Source organism: Cellvibrio sp. (assembly GCF_039207905.1).
Lineage (GTDB): Bacteria > Pseudomonadota > Gammaproteobacteria > Pseudomonadales > Cellvibrionaceae > Cellvibrio.
This window is the reverse complement of record NZ_JBCECX010000013.1, coordinates 129269-150396: the sequence shown is the minus strand read 5'-3', so window position 1 is coordinate 150396 and position 21128 is coordinate 129269. Positions and strand designations below refer to the sequence as shown.

The 21128-nt window shown below is 48.6% G+C and carries 20 protein-coding genes; 8 read left to right on the top strand and 12 right to left on the bottom strand.

Going from position 1 to position 21128, the window contains the following annotated elements; genetic code table 11:
* From AAGC78_RS10195 to AAGC78_RS10185, 3 genes are all read left to right on the top strand, one after another.
* Positions 1 to 221, top strand: a 221-nt coding sequence (locus AAGC78_RS10195; RefSeq protein WP_435783969.1) for a DALR anticodon-binding domain-containing protein, incomplete at its 5' end; no start/stop codon positions are given.
* 148 nt (positions 222 to 369) lie between these two features.
* Positions 370 to 945 (top strand): D-glycero-beta-D-manno-heptose 1,7-bisphosphate 7-phosphatase, encoded by a 576-nt coding sequence (gmhB, locus tag AAGC78_RS10190; RefSeq protein ID WP_435783968.1) that lies wholly within the window; start codon positions 370 to 372, stop codon positions 943 to 945.
* Positions 946 to 967: 22 nt separating this feature from the next.
* Positions 968 to 1738, top strand: a complete 771-nt coding sequence (locus AAGC78_RS10185) for a lysophospholipid acyltransferase family protein (protein WP_435783967.1) — start codon at positions 968 to 970, stop codon at positions 1736 to 1738.
* A gap of 73 nt (positions 1739 to 1811) precedes the next feature.
* Here the strand turns inward: AAGC78_RS10185 and AAGC78_RS10180 are convergent, their stop codons facing one another.
* From AAGC78_RS10180 to AAGC78_RS10145, 8 genes are all read right to left on the bottom strand, one after another.
* Positions 1812 to 2207, bottom strand: a complete 396-nt coding sequence (locus tag AAGC78_RS10180; protein ID WP_435783966.1) for a hypothetical protein — start codon at positions 2205 to 2207, stop codon at positions 1812 to 1814.
* Positions 2208 to 2392: 185 nt separating this feature from the next.
* The gene (locus AAGC78_RS10175; protein ID WP_435783965.1) at positions 2393 to 2680 is read right to left on the bottom strand and encodes a hypothetical protein; all 288 of its coding nucleotides are present in this window, start codon (positions 2678 to 2680) and stop codon (positions 2393 to 2395) included.
* Between the two features lie 17 nt (positions 2681 to 2697).
* Entirely contained in the window at positions 2698 to 6261 is a 3564-nt protein-coding gene (locus AAGC78_RS10170) for an InlB B-repeat-containing protein (protein ID WP_435783964.1), read from the bottom strand.
* A gap of 264 nt (positions 6262 to 6525) precedes the next feature.
* Complete coding sequence (locus tag AAGC78_RS10165; protein WP_435783971.1) at positions 6526 to 7257, bottom strand: GNAT family N-acetyltransferase; 732 nt, start codon at positions 7255 to 7257, stop codon at positions 6526 to 6528.
* Positions 7258 to 7265: 8 nt separating this feature from the next.
* Positions 7266 to 7706 carry a DMT family transporter gene (locus tag AAGC78_RS10160; RefSeq protein ID WP_435783963.1) on the bottom strand — a complete coding sequence of 147 codons (441 nt, stop codon included), beginning with the start codon at positions 7704 to 7706 and terminating at the stop codon, positions 7266 to 7268.
* A complete protein-coding gene (locus tag AAGC78_RS10155) occupies positions 7703 to 8329 on the bottom strand; it encodes an NAD(P)H-dependent oxidoreductase (RefSeq protein WP_435783962.1) in 627 nt (208 codons plus the stop codon). The genes AAGC78_RS10160 and AAGC78_RS10155 overlap by 4 nt, the downstream gene beginning before the upstream one ends.
* Before the next feature lie 129 nt (positions 8330 to 8458).
* On the bottom strand, positions 8459 to 9052 hold the full coding sequence (locus AAGC78_RS10150; protein ID WP_435783961.1) for a Crp/Fnr family transcriptional regulator: 594 nt from the start codon (positions 9050 to 9052) through the stop codon (positions 8459 to 8461).
* A 143-nt stretch (positions 9053 to 9195) separates the two neighbouring features.
* The gene (locus tag AAGC78_RS10145; RefSeq protein WP_435783960.1) at positions 9196 to 11301 is read right to left on the bottom strand and encodes a pectate lyase; all 2106 of its coding nucleotides are present in this window, start codon (positions 11299 to 11301) and stop codon (positions 9196 to 9198) included.
* Positions 11302 to 11840: 539 nt separating this feature from the next.
* Between AAGC78_RS10145 and AAGC78_RS10140 the strand changes: the two genes are divergently transcribed.
* The 5 genes from AAGC78_RS10140 to AAGC78_RS10120 all read left to right on the top strand — a co-directional run bounded on the left by AAGC78_RS10140 (position 11841) and on the right by AAGC78_RS10120 (position 18862).
* Positions 11841 to 13562: a DUF3592 domain-containing protein gene (locus tag AAGC78_RS10140; RefSeq protein WP_435783959.1), complete on the top strand. Its 1722-nt coding sequence runs from the start codon at positions 11841 to 11843 to the stop codon at positions 13560 to 13562.
* Between the two features lie 417 nt (positions 13563 to 13979).
* Complete coding sequence (locus AAGC78_RS10135; protein ID WP_435783958.1) at positions 13980 to 14315, top strand: hypothetical protein; 336 nt, start codon at positions 13980 to 13982, stop codon at positions 14313 to 14315.
* 7 nt (positions 14316 to 14322) lie between these two features.
* Positions 14323 to 16176, top strand: a complete 1854-nt coding sequence (locus tag AAGC78_RS10130) for a PepSY-associated TM helix domain-containing protein (protein WP_435783957.1) — start codon at positions 14323 to 14325, stop codon at positions 16174 to 16176.
* Position 16177: 1 nt separating this feature from the next.
* Positions 16178 to 16516 carry a DUF3325 domain-containing protein gene (locus AAGC78_RS10125; RefSeq protein ID WP_435783956.1) on the top strand — a complete coding sequence of 113 codons (339 nt, stop codon included), beginning with the start codon at positions 16178 to 16180 and terminating at the stop codon, positions 16514 to 16516.
* 189 nt (positions 16517 to 16705) lie between these two features.
* Complete coding sequence (locus AAGC78_RS10120; RefSeq protein WP_435783955.1) at positions 16706 to 18862, top strand: TonB-dependent siderophore receptor; 2157 nt, start codon at positions 16706 to 16708, stop codon at positions 18860 to 18862.
* A gap of 97 nt (positions 18863 to 18959) precedes the next feature.
* Here AAGC78_RS10120 and AAGC78_RS10115 read toward each other — a convergent pair whose 3' ends face one another.
* The 4 genes from AAGC78_RS10115 to AAGC78_RS10100 all read right to left on the bottom strand — a co-directional run bounded on the left by AAGC78_RS10115 (position 18960) and on the right by AAGC78_RS10100 (position 21116).
* Positions 18960 to 19868 (bottom strand): hypothetical protein, encoded by a 909-nt coding sequence (locus AAGC78_RS10115; protein WP_435783954.1) that lies wholly within the window; start codon positions 19866 to 19868, stop codon positions 18960 to 18962.
* Positions 19869 to 19965: 97 nt separating this feature from the next.
* Positions 19966 to 20298, bottom strand: coding sequence for a Na+/H+ antiporter subunit G (locus AAGC78_RS10110; protein ID WP_435783953.1), 333 nt, complete (start codon positions 20296 to 20298; stop codon positions 19966 to 19968).
* A 9-nt stretch (positions 20299 to 20307) separates the two neighbouring features.
* A complete protein-coding gene (locus AAGC78_RS10105) occupies positions 20308 to 20577 on the bottom strand; it encodes a K+/H+ antiporter subunit F (RefSeq protein ID WP_435783952.1) in 270 nt (89 codons plus the stop codon).
* The gene (locus tag AAGC78_RS10100; RefSeq protein ID WP_435783951.1) at positions 20571 to 21116 is read right to left on the bottom strand and encodes a Na+/H+ antiporter subunit E; all 546 of its coding nucleotides are present in this window, start codon (positions 21114 to 21116) and stop codon (positions 20571 to 20573) included. Before AAGC78_RS10100 ends, AAGC78_RS10105 begins: the two co-directional genes overlap by 7 nt.
* Positions 21117 to 21128: the final 12 nt, after the last annotated feature.

Sequence of the window (21128 nt, the reverse complement as noted above, 5' to 3'; positions counted from 1 at the left end):
AAGCGGCTGTAGTTGCTCCGCTGTTTGCTTCGCGCGAATACACCAAAGCATTGGCAGCACTCGCCGATTTACAACCCACCGTCGATGCGTTTTTTGATAGCGTGATGGTGATGAGCGATGACCCGGCGCTGCAACAAAACCGCTTGGCGTTGTTGCAACAACTGCGCGGACTGTTTTTGGAAGTAGCCGATATTTCTTATCTGGTTCCAGCGAAAAACTAAACCTAACCCCACCCCTAGCCGGGCGCCCCAGCCCTCCCCTTAAAAAGGGAGGGAGCTTGATTTCACTCCGCGAGTAAAACGGAGTTATGTCCGCTCCTCCCCCTTGGAAAGGGAGAGGTTGGGAGGGGGTGAGTAAAATGGAAAATTCATGAAACTTATTATCCTCGACCGCGACGGTGTTATTAATCAGGATCGCGAAGATTACGTAAAGTCTGCCGATGAATGTATTCCGATTGAAGGCAGCATCGCGGCTATAGTGCGTTTGAATAAAGCGGGCTTTACTGTGGTGATTGCCACCAATCAATCCGGGCTTGCCAAAGGTAAATTTGAGCTGGAAGACCTGGAAGCCATGCACGAAAAAATTACGCGCCTGGTGGAAGAAAATGGTGGCGAAATTGGCGGCATTTTTTATTGCCCGCACAATCCGGATGACAACTGCAAATGCCGCAAGCCGAAACCCGGCATGCTCGATGCCATTGAAGCTGAATTTAACACCTCGGTTGAAGGCAGTTATTTTATTGGCGATAGCCTGCGCGACTTACAGGCGGCAGTACAAAAAGCATGTAAGCCGATTCTGGTACTCACCGGTAATGGTGTGCGCACCCAAGCACAGCTTGCAGTGCCCGGTTTGCAAACCGATGCACCACTGATAACCCACGAACAAGTTCAGGTATTCGATAACCTCGCTACCGCTGCTGATTTTATTATTGCCTCTGGCAATTGATAACACGTTAACAGGAATAATTGTGCTCAGACTTCGCAGTTTACTTTTTACTATTGGTTACAACCTTAGTAGTGGCTTAATCGGTTTTATTGCCGTTATTATCTGGCCTATTTTTCCCTACTCTTGGCGCTGGCGCATTGTCACCTGCTGGAACCGTTTCGTAATGGTCTGGTTACGTGTGTGCTGCAATGTGCGTTTTGAAATTATTGGCCATAAACACGCTGATAAATTTCCCTGCGTGGTAATGGCAAAACACCAAAGCACATGGGAAACCATGTTCCTGCAATATTATTTTGGCCCGGTCAGCACCATCCTCAAAAAAGAATTATTCCGCATTCCGTTTTTTGGTTGGGGCTTGGCAAGTTTGCGCCCAATTGCAATCGACCGCAGCAACCCGATTCAAGCGTTAAAAGAAATTAAGCGAAAAGGCATTGAACGTTTACAACAAGGTAATAACTTTTTGATTTTCCCCGAAGGCACACGCACTCCGGTTGGACAAGTTGGCAACTACGCGCGCAGCGGTGCCGACATTGCCATCACCGCTGGTGTACCGATTATCGCCGTTGCACACAACGCGGGCGAATGCTGGCCACATAAAGATTTTAAAAAATATCCCGGCACTATTCGCGTAGTGATCAGCGAGCCTTTTGCCACCGAAGGCAAAGACCGCAAACAATTAACCGAAGAAGTTAAAAACTGGATTGAAAACGAAATCGCCAAAATGCCACCAGCAAGAAAAGACGGTGTGCGGATAGTTGCGACTGATGCCAATCTTGAAGAGCAAACAGATTAATTAAATCTATTTTTAAAAAGTCCCCGCAACAGCGGGGATTTTTTTATGCGGGATATAATTGTTGCATCGATATTTAATTGTATACGCGATGGTCTACACAATTACCAACCGCTGTCGCCTGGGCAGAACTGAGGCTGCAACTCCGGCTTGTTTCAGTGCGGATATTCCAGTAAGGCACAGTAAACGTAAAATTAACCACCTCGGTTTTCACCGCTTGTGGTGCAGGATTTCCGGCACACATTAAATAATGAATAGTAACTTGCACACCATTAGTCGTTGCACCACTGGGTACATTATTAGGGCCATAGGTGTTAGAGCTGGAAAGATTCCATGCACAATCCGATTGCATATAATTTCCGTAGCTTCCACTTAAGGCGATATCGCCCGCAAACGCTTGCGCGGAAAACACCAAAGCTGAGATAACACCCGTCGCGAGCTTCACTACATTTTTTATGGTTAGCATTTTCATAGATTTAGTTCCTTTATCGTTTTTACCATTGTTATTAATGGCGTTTTTAATACTAGAACTAACCCATATTTTTTCCACGAAGACCCAGGCGACAAACATACGCCGTATTTTATGATCCCATCAAAAACAAAAAGCCCCGCTGCATAACAGCGGGGCTTTTTTTATTACTGAATAATAAACAGCGATTAATCGATAGTTGCACTGCCCTCTTTCAGAATCACCACTGTTTTATTGCCATCCCAATAATGTTTCTTTTCTACGACCAAAGCAGTGGTGCCGGTATTGGCGATTTTAGTACTGGCGGTGTAGGGATACTCTTTATTAAGTTGCATCACGTTGCTCACTGCCGATGAACTGCTGGAACTCACCATACTGGATGACGAGCTGTTATGGCTTTTTTTGTTGTCACCACCACAGGCAACCAATCCACAAACAGATAACAGGAGAACAGATTTAACAATTAATTTTTTCATGATGTGCTCCTGTTTTATTACTTGGCTGGATAGCTAAGAGTGATGCTGAAAGATGTTTCTGTACTTTCAAACGCGGTCATTTGTGGTGAATTGGCATCAGCACCTGGTTTGAAAAATTCCACCAAGCCTGTGCTATCAGAATAAAGTTGGACGGATTGCAGTGTTCCACCAGTGATATCAATTGCCGCTTGAGCGTTGTCATCTGCTGCTGATGTTTTTTGTAAGCCAGCTTTTTGGTTTGGAGCGGAAACTCCAGATGCTGTCACTTGCGCGCTAACGTTACTGCCCGAGAAGCCGCCGCCCGAATTGGTAGCGGGAGTAAAACCACCGGTTCCCGCGCTAACAAAACCCCCGCTAATTGCGCCGGAAATAATCGATGAAGTCTGTGAGGATGCAATATTCATAGTGGCACTGCTGCCTAAACCACCAAACCCTTGAGTGGTAGTAACGGAGCTGTTTCCAAACACGGAAGAACTAATAACAGTTCCCGCACCGTAAAAAGTACTGGTCGCCGCTGAATCGCCGCGCGCGGCATTGCGTACAAGGGTTGAGCCATCAGCAGAAGCGGTAGTAGTTGTGTCACCCGAGACTGTGGTCGTACCCAGTGTTGTGCCTGTAGCCGTATCGGTAACACCAACAGTGATTCCAGTCTCGGTAGCATTTACTGCCGCCGTTTGGCCGCTGCTGGTATTTACCTCTGCAACCTTCTGCCCGTTGTTCTCAACAGTGGTAGTGACCTTGTCAGGGGAGGCAACCACAGAGCCGGAAAGCTCCGATGGGCCAATGATTGGGCTTACAATTACAGTGTTACCAATAACAGAGCCTTGAATGCCCGAATTATTAGTCACCACGCCTGTCGAAAATTCAATTACTCCATTCGCGTCCTGACTTGAAACCTGTACCGTCGTTGAGCTACCGCGCTTTTCAGTATCGGTTGTAATCGCTACTGTTGATTGGGTTGTATTGCCTTGAGCATCCGGTTCGCTGGTTTTGCTTACCACTTGGGTGGTTGTAGTGTCGGTGCTGAGGGTGCTGTTGTTGCAATCAGTACAGGTCACTACCGGAGTGTCAGCCTGTTTGGTGAAGTTAACGTAGACACTGTTGCCATCACTACCATCCGTGAAAGAAGTGAAAGCGTAGCCCGGATTTGCTTCAGCGATACATTCTTGACGCACGATGCTCGCGCTCAGGCTAGATACATTTAAAGAATCATACCTGTGACACCAAATACTACCCGCTCCCGCAGGCAGAACTTTGATCCTCCAACCACTTCTCTCGGGGTAGCCGAGGCGAATGTTTATGTGCTTATCTGTAGTTATATTGTCAATGATGCAATTGCCGCCTTCAACACGGCTACAGTCACCACTCCAGCCTATAAATCTGTATCCTCCGATACTCTCCAACGAAGAATCAGGCAACATGCAGGTCACTGTAGAATTTATGCTGACAGGATTGGAGTGTGAACAATCTAATGCATCGTAAAAATCTAAATCTTCTACTTGATACGTCCCGTCAAACCATTGGAGGTAAGCGGTAATCCTGAAACTAGTAGCAACCTCAAAAGTCGCATTTACTGATTTAGCACCGGTGACATTTTCCAGCGAGCAGTTGGTATTGCCCGAACAATCCCCACCCCAACTGGTAAAGCGATAGCCGGGATTGGCTTTAGCCGTACAGGTGCCAGTACCACCTTCAATAATGTCTTTGCTGCAGGTGATCTTGCCGCTATCCAATGGCGATACGCTGGTGCTGACGTTGTAGGTTGGGATCAATACAAAGTTAGCGACGGCAGTCGAGTTGCCGGTGACATTAGTGATAAAGCAGTCACTACCAGTACATGCACCGCTCCAGCTGCTGAACTTGTATCCGGTTGTCGCTTTAGCGGTACAGCTACTATCGCCACCATGGGTTACCGGGCTGACACAGGAAGCTGAACCAGCCTGTGTAGGATTAGCGCTTGCGGTCACTGTGTATGTATTGGCAGTGAAATTAGCTGTCACACTGCGGTTAGCAGTGACATTAGTGAAACTACAAGAAGATCCATTCGCACTCGGGCAACCACTCCAGCTACTAAAGGCATAGCCGCTATTGGCTGTTGCACTGCACGAACCATTGCCACCGTGGCTAATGCTACCGGAGCAACTGACGCTACCACCAACAGTGGGCGATGCTAAGCCGGAAATACTGAATGTCGCTGGTGCAAAAGTGGCGGTTACCGCTTTGTTCGCATTCACACTGGTCAATACACAACTATTGCCAGCGCAGTCACCGCTCCAACCTGTAAAGGTATTGCCTGCACTTGGAGTGGCAGTACAGGTGCTATTGCTACCGCCATTTACCGGGTTAGGTGTACAAGAGGCAGTCCCTAAACCGGAAGTGTTTACCGTGATGGTAAATGTCGGTGCGGTGAAATTGGCCGTCACCGATTTGGCACTGGTTAAATTAGTCAGTGCACAGGTCGCGCCAGTACAGTCACCACTCCAACTGGTAAAGGTATACCCGGGGTTAGCGGTATAGGTACAAGTGGTGTTATTGCCATGGGTTACGGGATTGCTGGTACAACTTACCGAGCCAGCCGTTGAGGGATTTACCGAAGTTGTAACCGGGTATTGAGCAACCACGAAATTAGCATCTATATACTTGATGGTGTTTACATTAGTAAGCACACAACTTGCGCCGGTACAGTCACCACTCCAATTGTCGAACATATAGCCGGGCTCGGGTGTTGCAGTACAAATCGAGCTTCCACCGCTAACGACCGGATTGGGAGAACAGCTCGCGGTACCACTGTCGAGCGGGAAGGGACCTGCCAATATCAGATGACCTTTGGTCGCGGAACACGCATTGGCTGCCGTATCCGTACCGCCGTTCTTACCTTTACAACCCCAGTACACTCTCGTTGCGTCTTCCGCATACCCGAAGTCGACATCAACAGCGCAGAGCTCTGATGAAGGTGGAAGTCTGGAAGCATCAACAACTTTTCCGTGAGCAACTCCACATGCACCATTGACCGCAGTAGGCGTACCTATGGCCACGGTTTGTTTTGGTGCTTTATCTTTTTCTGTGAAAACCGGATTACCCGAGTCAATAAACTGGGTGGTGTAAATACCCGTGCTGGAATTGATGCCGCCTGCGGGATCAAAATCATAATTCCCGGCTACCGACGGGTTGGTCACACCGCCAACAACGACAGTAACCACCGTATTGACTGGATCGCCAATAACGGAGCCGCCATTACTCAAGGTAACCGTGAAACCTACCGTATTGCCCGTACCATAAGACTGAGCACAACTTGCAGTTTCACCCATATCAGGATTCAGCGTAATAGACGTAATCCGGCTACAACCACTACCCGCCACAGTAAACCCGCTAGGGAAAGTCACATAGAGCAAAGCTTCGTCCTGATAGACATCCTGCTCTACGGTGTATTGAAAGGTGTAGCTGGTAGTCGCGCCCGGTGCGGGATCAGCCGGTGTTACTGACACATTGGTCAAAGTACCTGCCAATGCCGCTTGTGCCATCAGGCCAATGCCTACCAAAAGGGAGAATGTCCCTAAACGTCTCAATCTGGAAAACGTCATAAAATTATCCTGGGATTAACTAAGGAGGAATATTTTTGGTTATATAAGTGATTGATTTACATGCCAATCCATCGTTCGGCTATAACCAATTTTGCTTTTAAAGCCTGATTAACAGGATTAGATTAGTTAATGATTATAAAAACGCCACTTTATGTGAACTGGTTATCTAGATTTTTTATAAGGCTTTTTTCGGAAGGACTGCTGTGGCAGGAATAAAAAACCCGCCAGAAGGCGGGTTTTACGAGAAGAAGAGCAGCACATTATTCAGATGCGATGGTAATTCTTGATTACAAACTGCGGTACAAAACCCAGTTGGCGGTAGAGCGGTTCGCCTGCGAGGGATGCTTGTAACGTGAGGTATTTTCCGTCCAGCTCAATCGATAGCTTGATGACATGGTGCATTAACGCCCGTGCAATTCCCCGTCCGCGATAAGCCTCGGGCACTCCCACAAGGTGCGCACCGATAATCTCACCGGTTTGGTAAACCAACGCTGTCGCTACAGGTTCGCCATTTTGTTTTACCAGCAGCAGGGTTACGTCTGTTTCAGCGATCAGGTTTGCGATTGCGCTTATATCAATCCAATAACCAAAAGCGGCACTGGCGGTTGTTGTCCATGCTTCTAAATCCTGTTGCGTTTGTACCTTGGTGATATCCAGCGCGGACACTTGTTCAGGCTGAGCGGTTTGTAAATCCAGATACATCGCCAACTGCTGGAATGAAACGCTAAAACCTTTATCCAACAGATCGCGCTCCAGTTGCACGGATTTTTCACCCGCACCCAACCACACAGGAACAACCGCACGCGCCGGTAGATTTGGCAGTAACTCATCAATCGCTGCCATCTGCTCTGCGCTCGCACTCCAATCAAACCAAAAACGGTTTGGCCAGGTTTGCGAAACGGTTAATCCATCCAGTGTAAATTCCGAATTTTTTTCCACACCCATTTTTCGCCAGAGCGATGTGAGGTTATCGATATTGCATTGATCCAGGTTCATCACGCTGTTTACTCCCGATTAATTAGCAGTATGCCTGCGATCATCGCCAGCACACCCAGACATTTGGAAACATTGATGGATTTGGTGGGCAAATCAAACCAGCCGAAGTGGCTGACTAACATTGCAATCAGTAATTGTCCGGTCAGTGCAAATGACATCATCGGGCCAACGCCCATACGCGGAATTAAAAAATAAAATGACGCAACACCAAAAGCGCTGATAGCACCGGAAAACCATAAATGCAGCGGCACAGATTGCACACTAATTAACGAAGGCAATTGGCGCGTTGTGAGTGCAACAACAATCAGTACACAACAACAGGCCACCATAAAGGTGATGGCAGCGGAAAGTAGCGGGCTTTTTAACAACACACCCAATTGCGCATTCATGCCCGCTTGAATGCCAATTGCGGCACCGGCGAGCAATGCCAACCATGAAAAATAATTCATAGCAGGCTTACCATGTCATGTGCATCAAAACGCACTTTCTTTTCATGCGCGCTGGCGTCCTGCGGATGGCGAATACCAATCGGGCACACTGCAGTGGTAGTGAGATTTTTTTCGCGCAAACCCAATACCTTGTCATAACCATCAAACTCGATACCGGTGATCGGGCAGGTATCGATTTGCATTAATGCAGCACAGGTAAGGAAATTCCCCAGCGCGATATAAGCTTGTTGATGCGCCCACTGCTGCCGCTGGTTTTTATCCATCACTGCCAACGCCGCTTTGTAATGCGCTTGCATATTCGCAAGTTGTGAAACCTCGACGCCGCGTGTTTGCGAAAATTGCTTGATATAGCGATTCACAGTGGCATCACCAATATTGGTGTGCGCGGCAAATACAATCAGCTGCGAGCAATTGGAAACTTTGTCCTGCCCGAGAGAGAATTCAATTAGTTGTTCTTTGATAACGGGCGATTGAATAACCAGCAAATGATACGGCTGCAACCCGTAAGACGACGCGCTCAAACGCGTTGCATCTAATAATTGTTGTAGCTGCTGCGGTGCGATGGTTTCGCTGGAAAATTCCCGCACGGCATAACGCCAGTTAAGCGCATTGATAAGATTCATTGTTCACTCCTATTGCTGTAACCAATATGGCCAGCTTAGTGAGCGAGCGAATCCATTTCATTTACATAGGTTGATAGATTTGAAATTTAACACTTGATATTTGACTTTGAAACTTGAGAAACAGATCGATCAAACCAAATTTTTGCGGATACGGCTTAATTGGGTCGGGGTAATACCGAGATGAGAGGCGATATGGTGCTGCGGCAAACGTTCCACCAGAAACGGATACTCTGCAATAAACTTCAGGTAGCGTTGGGTAGCATCTTCTTGCACTATCGCAATTTCACGCGCGTCTTTGGCGAGCAGCCAGTTTTTTTCCAGATAATAAATCTGGAACAGTTTTAAATCCTCGCACTGGTGCAGCAGTGCGCGATAGGCAGCGAAATCAATTTCAATAATCTGCGCTGGCTCCAAAGCCACAATTGCAAACTCCGATGGCTCCTTGCGCAACAGCGCCGTCATAGAGCCGGGAAAAGTTCCTTCGTAGAAAAAATTCTTATTGTATTCAGTACCCTTTTCATCGGTAATAAACGTCCTGAATAAACCCGAATAGACAAATGCAAAAGCAGATGGAATTTCACCCAATGCATACAACACCTGCTGCTTTTTTAATTCGCGGTATTTGCTGATCGCTAAAATTGCCACCCAGGTGTCTGCACCCAATGGATAATAGGAATCCATGGATTTTTTCAATGCAGCAAATGCGTTGTCGGTAACGTCCATTAATAATCCAGCAGATAAATAACAGGTAGTGTGATTGTAGATAATTCACCCAAAATCCTCCAAGATTTTTTACTACACAATAAAAAAGCCCCGTTGCAATGCAACGGGGCTTTTCGGTACAACTACGTCCAGCTATTTAATACTTAGCGTGTTTGGCAAGGCACCTGACCTAAACCAAGAACATAGTACTTATCAGCAGCGAGTGGTGAGTTATACGGAATCTGACCGTATTTACCGGCAGTTGCACTCACGTAATTCACCAGATCCTGACCTGCAGCAAAACGCCAGCTATTAATCGTCGCTTGTGATGCAGCGTTGTAATTGCTGGCGAGATTGGCGACTGTGCCATTAGTTGCAGTCAGTGTCGTTTGCGTGGTTCCAGTCAAGTTACAGCTGGCATCACCAAACCAGAGGAAGTTGCGATCATTGCGGAAGGAGCCATCGCTAATATCTTTAAACAGGTTGGTGCTGATTTCGGCGAGTGACGCAGCAACGGTACTTTTCTCCTGATGGATCGCATTCACTACAAACACACTGTCTTCCATCAATGCGCTGGCGCCCACACGCAAACTCAAAATCTGGTTGCGATAGTTTACAAACACGTTGTTAAACATATGAGTTTTTCCGTGACGCAACAAAGGCACACGACGCAAAGTGTTGCCCAACAATTTGTAACTATCGTCAGTAGTGATAAACGCATTGTTGTGCATAGTGGTGGTGATTTGTTTATCGATCGTGTGGCTATCGCTGGAGCCGTGTAACACTGCGCGCTTCACATTCACCAAACGGTTGAATGACATAGTCACATTGTAAGCGCCGACTTTTACATCGAAGGCTGAATCGCCGGTGGTATCAAAGGTATTTTTGTGAATCCAGATATCGTGCGATGCGCCGGTCGAGCGAATCATATCTGGATCAACATAATGGTCTTCGGTGTGACCCGCACCTTTGAAATTCAAATGAGTGAGAATCACGCTGTTGGCAGTTTGGGTTGGTGAACCGGTTTGGTCTTTACCAATCGCAAAACCGCTAAACAGGAAATAAGCCTCACTGCCGCGACCGTCGATGGTTTTGTTGGAACCGATCACCGGATTGCGAATCGGGTTGTTGGATTTATTCATCGCCGTATTAAAAAATTGTGTTACACAATTTGCACTGCTCACACCATTTTTTGCACACCACTGGGTGTAATTCACGCACTCGGCTTCTGTTGCACCGAGAATGGATTGCACAGTCGCATTGCTGCAACCCAAACGGTACATACCAATTTCACTTGGCTGCGCAAATTGGATTTTATCGAACACAATCCAGTTGTGCGCTTCGCCGGTAATTGCGGTGAGAATTTGTTGCTCAACCGACGTGCTGGAATTTTTGGTAATGATGGTCAGTTTGCTGTTGCCGTTCGGATCAAAACCACCGAGCGCTTTTTCACCATAGCCAACCGGTTTACCCAAAGTTTTGGACAAACAACTCACAATTTCCTGATCGGTTTTTAACGAGGTATCACGCCAGTTAACCGATGGATTGGTTGCAATGCGAATACAGTCCGCGCTGATGCTGCCGTTATCGGGAACGCTGCTGCTTGCCTTACTTGAAGAAGGTAGGCTGGAAGCGGGAATGCTTGATGCAGGTACACTACTCGGCGCAACTGATGATCTACTACTGGACAGCGGCGTACTGCTTGGTGCGGTAGACGATTTGGATGAACTGCTCGGTACAACTGAAGATTTGGACGAGCTGCTTGGCGCAATACTGGAAGACGATTTACTCGATGACGCCACTGTGCCAGTCGCGTTATACACTTCAAATTCAGCGATGCCCGGTGCGCTGGTCGCATTCACAATCAAATTAATTTTTTTCGCACTCTGCGTACCCAAATTCACAACGCGCTCGGCACCAATTCCAGTTCCGGTTGCGAGTACTGCGCCGCTGTCGTTATTGACCAAACTCCATGTAGTCACTTTGCTACCGGATTCGCGCAGAATCACCGTATTAAACGTTACCGCACTGCCCCACTTTACCGACACGCGCTGGTTGCTGGTGCCGCTGGCAAGTGACACAGTTGCGGCGTTGCCATCGCGGACTAATTTGGTGTTATCAAAACCCGAGCCGTCGGCGCCGGCAGAGGGGCCGGTTACGGCCAGGTTGGAACCCAGGGTTTGTGCTTGCACTGCGCAGGCGAGCAAACTGGTCGCCGCACCCAATACGAAGTACTGGCCAATACGGCGCGTCATTGGTGTTATTTTCATGGTGATTACCTTGTTCGTGGCTATATCGTTGTTATTCGGTTTGTTGTTATGGAAAAACGAAAACACCCGCTGGTGATGCAGCAGGGATAAAGACCGAAAAACGCCGATACGCTCGCCGACAGGCAAACGTTATCTATGGCTGCTGGGCAGCACTCGTTAAGTAAGAAAAGCTTAAAAAATTTGAAAAGCTTGGGGGATGAACAACGCTACAACTCATCCCGGGTACCGGTGTTATTTTTATTATCCAGCGACCCGGCAGGATTAGCTTGCAGCTTCACCTGCGGCGTACACGCCATGTACTTGTTGTCGAGGTCGCCATACTGCGCGCCCACCGCTATCAGCGTCAACGGCGATTTGATCAATTTCTGCCATTTATTGTGACAAAAATACTAAAAATGCTGCGGCAAACGATTACATTTTTTTGTTCTTTAACCTGTAACCGTTTTTATATGCTCGATGCAAAAAGCCCACAACCCGTCTCATACTCTCTTGTCGCCGTAGACTACACTCTCACTTTTTAATTGGCGGAAATCCGGACGATGAAGGAAAAGCTTAAAGGGCGCTGGTTTGGGATATTGTTTGGCTTGCCGTTCGCCGGTGTGGCGCTGGCCATGCTGGTGCTAAGCATCATTCCCTCATTGGTTGAGTGGCAACAGATGAAATCCTGGCCACGGGTAGAAGCCAAATTGATTGAGACCAAGCTGATCCGCAATCAGGGTGATGACAGCTATACCTATCAAGCAACGGCTAGCTACCGCTATCGGTATCAAGCGCAGGAATATATTGGCAATCGCGTTGCGATCAATAGTGGCGCCGACAATATCGGTGATTTCCACTATGAGCTGGTACGCAAACTGGAAGCGGCGCTTGAACGAGGTCGATCAGTGCCCGCGTGGGTTAATCCGGATAATCCTGCCGATGCTGTACTCAATCGCGATCTGCGTTGGAGCCTGCTCGGCTTCAAGCTGATTTTTGCTGCGGTGTTTGGTCTCGTCGGATTTGGCCTGATTGTCTGGATGTTCGTCGCGCGCAACCCGGAAACCAACCATCCCGACAGCAGTGAAAAACCTTGGCTCGGGCGCACAGAATGGGCCAGCGCGCGAGTGCAGTGCGATACCCGCAGCAGCCTATGGGGAATTTGGATCTTCGCAATTATCTGGAATCTGGTCTCCCTGCCAGCCGTCACCGCCATTCCCGATGAACTCGGCCAAGGCAACAATCTGGCCTTACTGATATTGCTATTCCCCATCGCCGGTTTTTTCTTATTGTATCTAGCGATTACCATCACCCTGAGCTGGCGTCGCTTTGGTCAACTCGTATTGGAGATGGACCCTTACCCCGGTGTCATCGGTGGCAAAGTCGGCGGCATTATCGATCTGAAACTTCCCTTTGATAGCAACCAGCATTTCCCGGTCACATTGCTCTGCATCCGCAGTTATGAAACCGGTAGCGGTAAAAATCGCAGCCGAAATGAAAGTGTTTTGTGGCAGTCAAACGGCGTTGCCCATACACAGTTGCTGCCGACTGGCGGGACACGTTTGCTCACCCGCTTCGCGGTACCCAAGGGCCTGCCCGTCTCGGAAGCTTATTCCTCGGACTATAACTTCTGGCGATTGGACCTAAAGGCCGATTTACCCGGCGTGGATTTGCATCGGCAATTTAATATTCCCGTGTTTTCCACCAGCGTCCAACCACAGCTGGATATCCCACTGAGCGATGCACACCCGCATTACCAACAAATCCGCGAGGAGCAAGTAGAGACAATTACCAATCTGGAGCAAATTCATGGCGGTGTACGCATGCACTTCCCTATGCTGCAGAGGTGGGGGACCAATCTTACTGCCATGGTCGTCGGGTTAATCTTTGCAATTGCCGGTTTTGCGCTGTACCAACGAGGCAACGCACCTGCACCACTTGTGTGGGGATTTATGTTTATCGGTGGATTTATTGCGTTGCTCTGCCTGAAACTTCTCTTCTCCAGTTTGCGCGTGCAACTGGATGCTAATGGTCTGATCAGCGAACGTTATTGGTTGGGTATTCCGATTGGCCGCGACCAGATCCCACGCACAGAGATTGTCAAACTGCAGATCAATACCAGTTACAAAGCACAGAGCAGCAAGGGATACACAGAAGTTTGCAAAATCCGCGCGCTGACTCGCAGCGGCAAAAAAATCCCGGTCGCGGTTAATTTACAAGGCCGCGATACCGCACAAGTCGCGCTCGAAGCGATTGGCAGTTTGAGCGGATATCCCATCGAATAAATGCAGCGGCAATGCCTCCGGGCATTGCTATTGCCGCTCCCGGCTTCCCCATCCTCCCATATGGGTAAATACCTTGGCTTGGGCATCAGTGTGAGAACACCACAATGAGAATAAAAAACTATAGATAATTTTTATCCATTGATAACATTTCTCAATTTAACGCGGTAAAATCACTCAATCAACTGAAGGGAGTTCATTTGGCTCACTTCCGATCTGAGAGCAGGTTGCGCTCGCGTGTTCAATGAAGCTCTTCCGCCGCTTTTTTGCTTCCGCCTGCCCTCTGCGGCATGCACTTTCGACGCTCGTTTGCGCCAGTATTACACCAACGTGAAAGGAATTTTTAAAACGTGTTTTTTAATTAATGCGTGACTGTTGTTGATTGCACGGCAGTCCATTTTTATTGGTAGAGGAAATATTTTGCACACAGAAAACAATAACACTGCTGTACCAGCGCCACGCACACCGCGACGCAAAGCCGGACCATCGCGCCGCTACCGGGTGATGATTGCTTACCGGTTTTTATTGGCGATTTTTGGCGGCTATGCGTTAGCGGCGTTGGTTGCCATGGTCACCAGTTTGGGTTTCCCCGAGCAGCAGGCTAGCGCCACCTTGAGCGGCACCCTGCTCGCATTTTGTGTACATACCGGCGTTTTTATCTGGGTATTTATGGTGCAGTCAACACGCAAGGCAACACTGGGCGTGTTAATTCCCGCGATCATTTTTGCTGTTGCGTATTGGCTTCTTAAAAAATAGGTGAACTATGAGAATCGACGGAAAATCCGAAGGCCCGCGCCAATCCATGTCCTGGTTGCACACCTGGGTTGGCCTGCCATTAGGTTGGTTGCTGTTCGCGGTATTTTTAACCGGCACACTCAGTTTTTTTCATCAGGAAATTACCGTGTGGATGAAACCGGAGCTGCACCAATCGCTCGCAACACAACCGCAGGCGCAGCAATTACAAACGGCGATTGATGCACTGCAAACCCGCGCACCCGATGCGACTGCCTGGAATATTAATTTGCCCAGCAATCGACAAACCGCGACCGAAATCAGCATTCGCAAACCCGGCGATGATCCGCGCGATCGCCGTGGCGGTGAACGATTAACTCTGGACTCAGCTACCGGTGAAGCACTTACCGCACGCGACACTCGCGGCGGCGGTTTTCTTTATCGTTTTCATTTTGATTTGTATGGCATTGATCGCGTAATCGCGCGCTGGATCGTCGGGTTTGCAACGCTGTTTATGTTTGTGGCCATTATCAGCGGCATTATTACGCACAAAAAAATCTTTAAAGATTTTTTCACCTTCAGACCAAACAAAGGTCAACGCTCCTGGCTCGATGCACACAACGCGACTGCAGTGCTCGCGCTGCCGTTTCATTTGGTCATTACCTTTAGCGGATTATTACTGCTGATGTTTATGCTGATGCCTTGGGGAATCGACGCCGCTTACGAAGGTGGGCGACAAGATTTTTTTCAGGCGATGAATGGCCGCCCTGTGCAGCAAGGACAACAGCAAAACCAGCAGCGCGGTGCTGAACAACAAAGAGAAGGTATGCAGCAGCGAAATCGTGAAGGTGCAAATGACGAAGCACGCGCTGCGAATCGCGAAGCTGGTGAGCGTCGCGAACAGCAAGCGCAGCGCAATGGTGAACGTCAAGCTGGAGGTGAGCGACAAGCCAATAACGGCAACCGCGAAGGTCGCGGAGGAAATGGTGAAGGCCGCGAGCAACAACCTACCGCACCCGCTGCACCTCTAGGTGATTTGGTGGCGATGTTGGCAACAGCTGAACAGCAGTGGCCGAATAAAACTATTACATCAATCAGCGTAACCAATCCCAATCGGGAAAATGCCGAAGTAGAAATTCGCGCGCAGGAATCCGATAGTTTGCTCAGTCGCGGCCAACAACCGAGTATGAAATTTAATGGTGTGACCGGTGCAGTAATAGCGACACCAGAAGCTGCCGCTGTTTCAATTCCCTCGGCAATTTATAACCTGACTACTTTATTGCACATGGCGCGCGGTGCCGATGTGGCATTGCGCTGGTTATTATTTTTGTCGGGCTTGCTCGGCACTATGATGGTCGCCAGTGGATTAATTTTGTGGTGTGTGAAACGCGCGCCCGAACAGCAGGCACAAGGTTATAAATCGTTTGGCTATCGTTTGGTGGAACGATTAAACGTTGCCACTATTGCCGGTTTACCCATCGCAATCGCCGTCTACTTTTGTGCGAACCGTTTTGTGCCAGTTGGAATTCCGCTGCGCCCGGAAATGGAAATTAAATTTTTCTTTATCGCCTGGTTGATCAGCGCAATTCACGCCACTGTGCGGCCGCATCGCAGTGCCTGGATCGAACAAATGGCAATCGGCGCCGGATTATTTTTTATCGTCCCCATCGTCAATGCATTAACCGGTGGCCGCGCATTGTGGAGCAGTATTTATCACCAGCAGTGGACAGTCGCCAGCGTTGATCTCGCATGCATCCTGATGGGTACCCTGCTCGCCTGGTCTGTTTATAAATTACAAACCAAACCGGCAGCGGTAGTTAAAGCGCGCAAGACTGTCGAGAAACCTGTTGAGAAATCTCTCATCCAAGCAGAAGGACAAGCCTGATATGTTGGTATGGATATTATGGGCAATTAACATCATCAGCCTCAGCTGCCTCGCCGCCGCCATGAGCAAACACCAGCGCGACTTTTTCGGTCGCGCGCTCGACCCCAAACAAAACCAGTTACTTACCTTGGCTGGCTGGGCACTGCTGGCCGTTTCACTTTTCGCCAGTATTCTCCTGCGCGGACCATCCGTAGGCGCGTCCATCTGGGTCTGCGCCATCACCTTTTCTGCATTGGTGGTGGGATTGGTAGCGACTTATCTACCATTGCGCTTGAAAACGGTTAATGCGATTGCGGCCATGTTGAGTGGCTTATTGCTGGGCGGGTATCTGTTGTTCTAGTGGGTATCACCATCGCGGGCGGCTTCATCTTGAGGCCGCGCTCATTTCAGTCTATTCAGGCAGTGACATGGGATTCCCCAATTGATCAAAATATTCCCAACAAAACACAATTGTTCACTAATGATAATAATTGTTATTAGTATTATAATGCGCGCCACTTTTGTTATTTACTCTCATTTGGAGCGCTTCGTGAAATTCAAACTCTTACCTCTCTCTGCTGCAATATTGCTCAGCATCAACCCGCTCGCCGCTTTGGCGCAAGGTTCTGGCGCTCAAAAAAGCCCAAAAGTTGAAGAGGTTGTGGTTACTGGCAAGTACGCCGTTGAACAAACCAAGGCATTGGATACCGCAACTGGCCTCGGGCTGACCATTGCAGAAACGCCGCAATCAGTATCCGTACTGACCTTTGAGCGTATGCAAGACCAGAACATCACCAGCATTCTGGATGCCGTAAATAACGCCGTGGGTGTGACGGCCGAAGAAACCGACAACGTGCGCAACGGCTTTTATTCGCGCGGTTTTGCTATCGACAGCTATCAAATCGATGGCGTACCAACTTCCTGGAGTTTGGGTGGGGATTCAGGCGAAACTGTTGCCGATACCGTTATCTATGACCGTATTGAGTTTGTGCGCGGCGCAACCGGTTTGATGACGGCAGTAGGTGATCCTTCAGCGTCTATCAACCTGGTACGCAAACACGCTAACAGCAAGGATTTGACCGGTTTCGTCGATCTCTCTGTTGGTAGCTGGCAGAAAAAAGCAATTGCCGCCGATGTGGGTACTGGTCTGAATGAAAGCGGCAGTGTTCGCGGTCGCGTTGTTGGCCGTGTGTTGCAAGGTGAATCCTTCGTTGATTATTACGAAGACGACAAGAGCACTTTCTACGGTGTACTTGAAGCTGATTTGACCGACGCGACCTTGGTACGCGTAGGTGCCAGCTATCAAAACAATGATCCGAAAGCGACCGTGTGGGGTGTTTTGCCGGGCTTCTTCTCCGATGGTACCCGACCAGATTGGGATGTATCCAAAACCACTTCCAGAGATTGGAACCGCTGGGAATCAACCAACACTAACTACTTTGCCAGCATCAACCATACCTTTGGCAATGGTTGGGAATTGCTCGCTAACTACAACAAATTGCACTACGAAACAGAAGCACGTTTGCTCTACGTGTACGGTTCACTGGATAAAGCAACTGGTGCCGGCCTGAGTGCACAACGCTACCGCAGTGATGGCGAATCCAAGCAAGACAGTTTTGATATCCAGTTGAAAGGTGATTTCAACCTGTTCAACCAAACTCACGATTTTGTGGCCGGTGCCCTGCGCGCTGATCAGTCCGCAGAAACCTTTACCCAATTACCGTTGGGTGGCGATATGAGTGGCGGTTATGACCGTATTTCTATTGATGATTTCTATAAATGGGACAGCCCCACTCTGAATGAACCCGAGTGGTCAGATGTACGCACCCAATCGCAAGATATTGAAACCGAACAGCGCGGTTACTATGCGGCAACTCGTCTTTCTGCCACCGATAAACTCAAGTTTATCCTGGGTGGACGTGTTGCGACTTGGGAGCGCACCGGTTTTGATTGGAGCGGTATCGTAAATTACGGGAACGATGATGAATTCATTCCTTACGCGGGCGCACTCTATGACCTGACTGATACCCACCGCATCTATGCAAGCTACACTGAAATCTTCAAGCCGCAGAACTATCGCGATGCCAACCGCAACTTCCTTGATCCACTGGTTGGTGAAAGTGCCGAGATTGGTTTGAAGAGTCGCTTCCTGGATGATCGTCTGCAAACTACCATCGCTTACTTTGATATTCAGCAAGACAACCTGGCACAACTCGACACCACTTATGTAGGTACACCTGAGCAAATGTATGCCTACATTGGTGCTGAAGGTGCGCAGAGTAAAGGTTTTGAAATTGAAGTGGTTGGTCAACCAATCGACGGCTGGAACATCAGTGCCGGTTATGCGCAATTCACCATCGAAGATGCGCAAGGCAATGACCTGAACACCGATAACGCCACCAAATCGCTCAAGCTGTTCACCTCTTACCAATTGCTTGAGAAGTTGATGATCGGTGGCGGTGTGAACTGGCAGAACGAGACCTACTCCGAAGGCATCAACCCTGTAAGCCAGCCTGGCAGACTCACTCAGGATGCTTACTCGCTGGTTAGCTTGATGGCTCGCTACACCTTTACTGATGACCTGAGCGCTCAGTTCAACGCCGCTAACGTAACCGATGAAAAATACTACTCACAAGTAGGCTATTTCAGTTCATATCGCTACGGCACTCCGCGCAACTACACCCTGAGCCTGAACTACAAGTTCTAATCCACAAGCTCAGGCTAATAAAAAACCGCAGGCCATTTGCATGGCCTGCGGTTTTTTATTTTTATCCGCTACATCCTCTGATCTTGCCCGCTTTCAATTATTGATGGTTTTTACCGCGCACTCGCAGGAAACCAGCCAAACATAGAAGCACAATTACAAACCCCGCTATAAGCCCATTCATAATCAGACCTGTCTCCGCTGTCTTTTGTTGTTCAATTACGGGTTGTTTATTTTCTGGAACAGATTCTAATGGAAGAGCATTATCTTCTATTGCTTCATTAACTTTTTCGACCGGCTCACTTGGTTCATTTTTAAATTGCAGCGGTTCTTGCGTTAATTTTTTTGCTTTCTCTTGCTCTTCTAAAAATCTCTCATTCTCCAGCGCCTTGTTGTGATAAGGTAAGCTTTTTGAGTCATCATATCCGGCTGGCAGCCTTTCCTCGATTGTCTTTTTTGATTCGATGATAGATTTCAGTTCGTCATCATTACTGATTTTCGCATCGCCATCTGCAGCGACTTGTTGATTATTTATCTCTTCAAACAGCCCGTTTAATTTTTGTAGATCAGTTGCTTGAGTATCATTTGAACGTTCTAATAGCAGCTCATAAATCGCAACTACCTCTTCGGGAGATAGCTGGATTTTTTTATTGCCATCCACAACCCAGTCCTTGCCGATAAGTAAAATATGCGATCTATTAAGTGATCTGAAAATCAATACATATTCATGGTCATTAACAGCACCTTCTATCGGGAAAACTCCTTCCACATTCCTATGCCCTCGCTCTATTGCTCCCATTACGGAAACATAAAACCGGCTGGGGACGGTGGTCATTTTCATTTCGAAAGGATCAAACATGCCAAAGAATTTTTCGTTCTTTTGATCAACAATGAATATTTGCGTGGTTTGGGAGAAATCGTAGGGTGTGTTGCTATTGTTAAACTCAAATGCTCCTGCGTGGAGCGATACAAAAGCGAAAAGAGACATCAGGTATTTTAGGTATTTCATCGAATATCATCCTTGCCTGGTATTATTTATTTTTTGATGTGCACTGCACGCTCTTTTAGTGCAGAGCAAGTTACTAAAGTTCACTGCTCTTTCAAATTTACTCTTTTGACTCCCAAGGCTTATTACGCGTGCGCTCCACCGCCTCGAGTTTTAAATGCAATGCAGCTTTAGCGGCGATGTGCGCGCTCACCGGGGCGGTGATGAACAGGAATAAGGCGATTAGCCATTCGTGCAGGCTGATGCCGTCGCCGCGGGTGGAGAACAAAATCACCGAGCCGGTAATCACGCCGCCGACACCGAGGGTGGTGGATTTGGCGGGGCCGTGCAGGCGCATGTAAAAATCCGGCAGGCGCGCGAGGCCGATGGAGCCGATCAGCGCGAAAGCGGCGCCGGCGAGGATAAAAAAACTGACGAGATATTCAGCCCACATAAGTATTTCCTATTCGATGATATCGCCGCGCAATAAATATTTGGACAGCGCCACTGTGCCGATAAAACCCATGATCGCAATCAGCAGCGCCGCTTCAAAATACAACATGCTGCCCTGGTAAATACCGAACAGCACCAGCAGTGCGATGGTGTTGATGTACATGGTGTCGAGCGCGACTATGCGGTCGGGCAATGAGGGGCCAATGACGAGGCGGCGCATGTTTAAGGCGATGGCGACGCTGAACATAAACATCGCGATACCTACAGCAGTCGTTAACATTCGAAGATCTCCTTCAGCGGCGCTTCGTAGCGTTGTTTTACCAAACGGATTTCCGCTTCCGGATCGGCTACGTGCAAACAATGCAGCAGCAGATAGCGGCCGTCTTTGCTCAGGTCGGCAGATACTGTGCCGGGCGTGAGCGAGATAATGCTGGCGAGCAAGGCGATGGTGAAATCGTGTTCGATATCGAGCGGCACTTTCACAAACGCCGGCTGCAATTTATTGACCGGCCCGAGAATACGCACGGCCAGCATCAGGTTGGCGATGATGATGTCGTAAAAGATGACCACCGACATTTTCATCACCAGCAGCGGTTTACGGATATGCAGTGCTTCCGGCCAAAACGCCTGGGTCACCCAAGGAATCAACCAGGCGAGAAATGCGCCTAGCAAGATCTGACCGGGGGCGATGCTGTTGTTGAGCAACAGCCACACAATCACCATGTAAACACTGAGCGCCTTGTGCGGAAACCAGCGACGCGGCTTGAGTTGGTTGGCCTCGGCCGCTGGATCGAGATGAGTGTTTGATTCTGGATTCATACTATTTCTCCC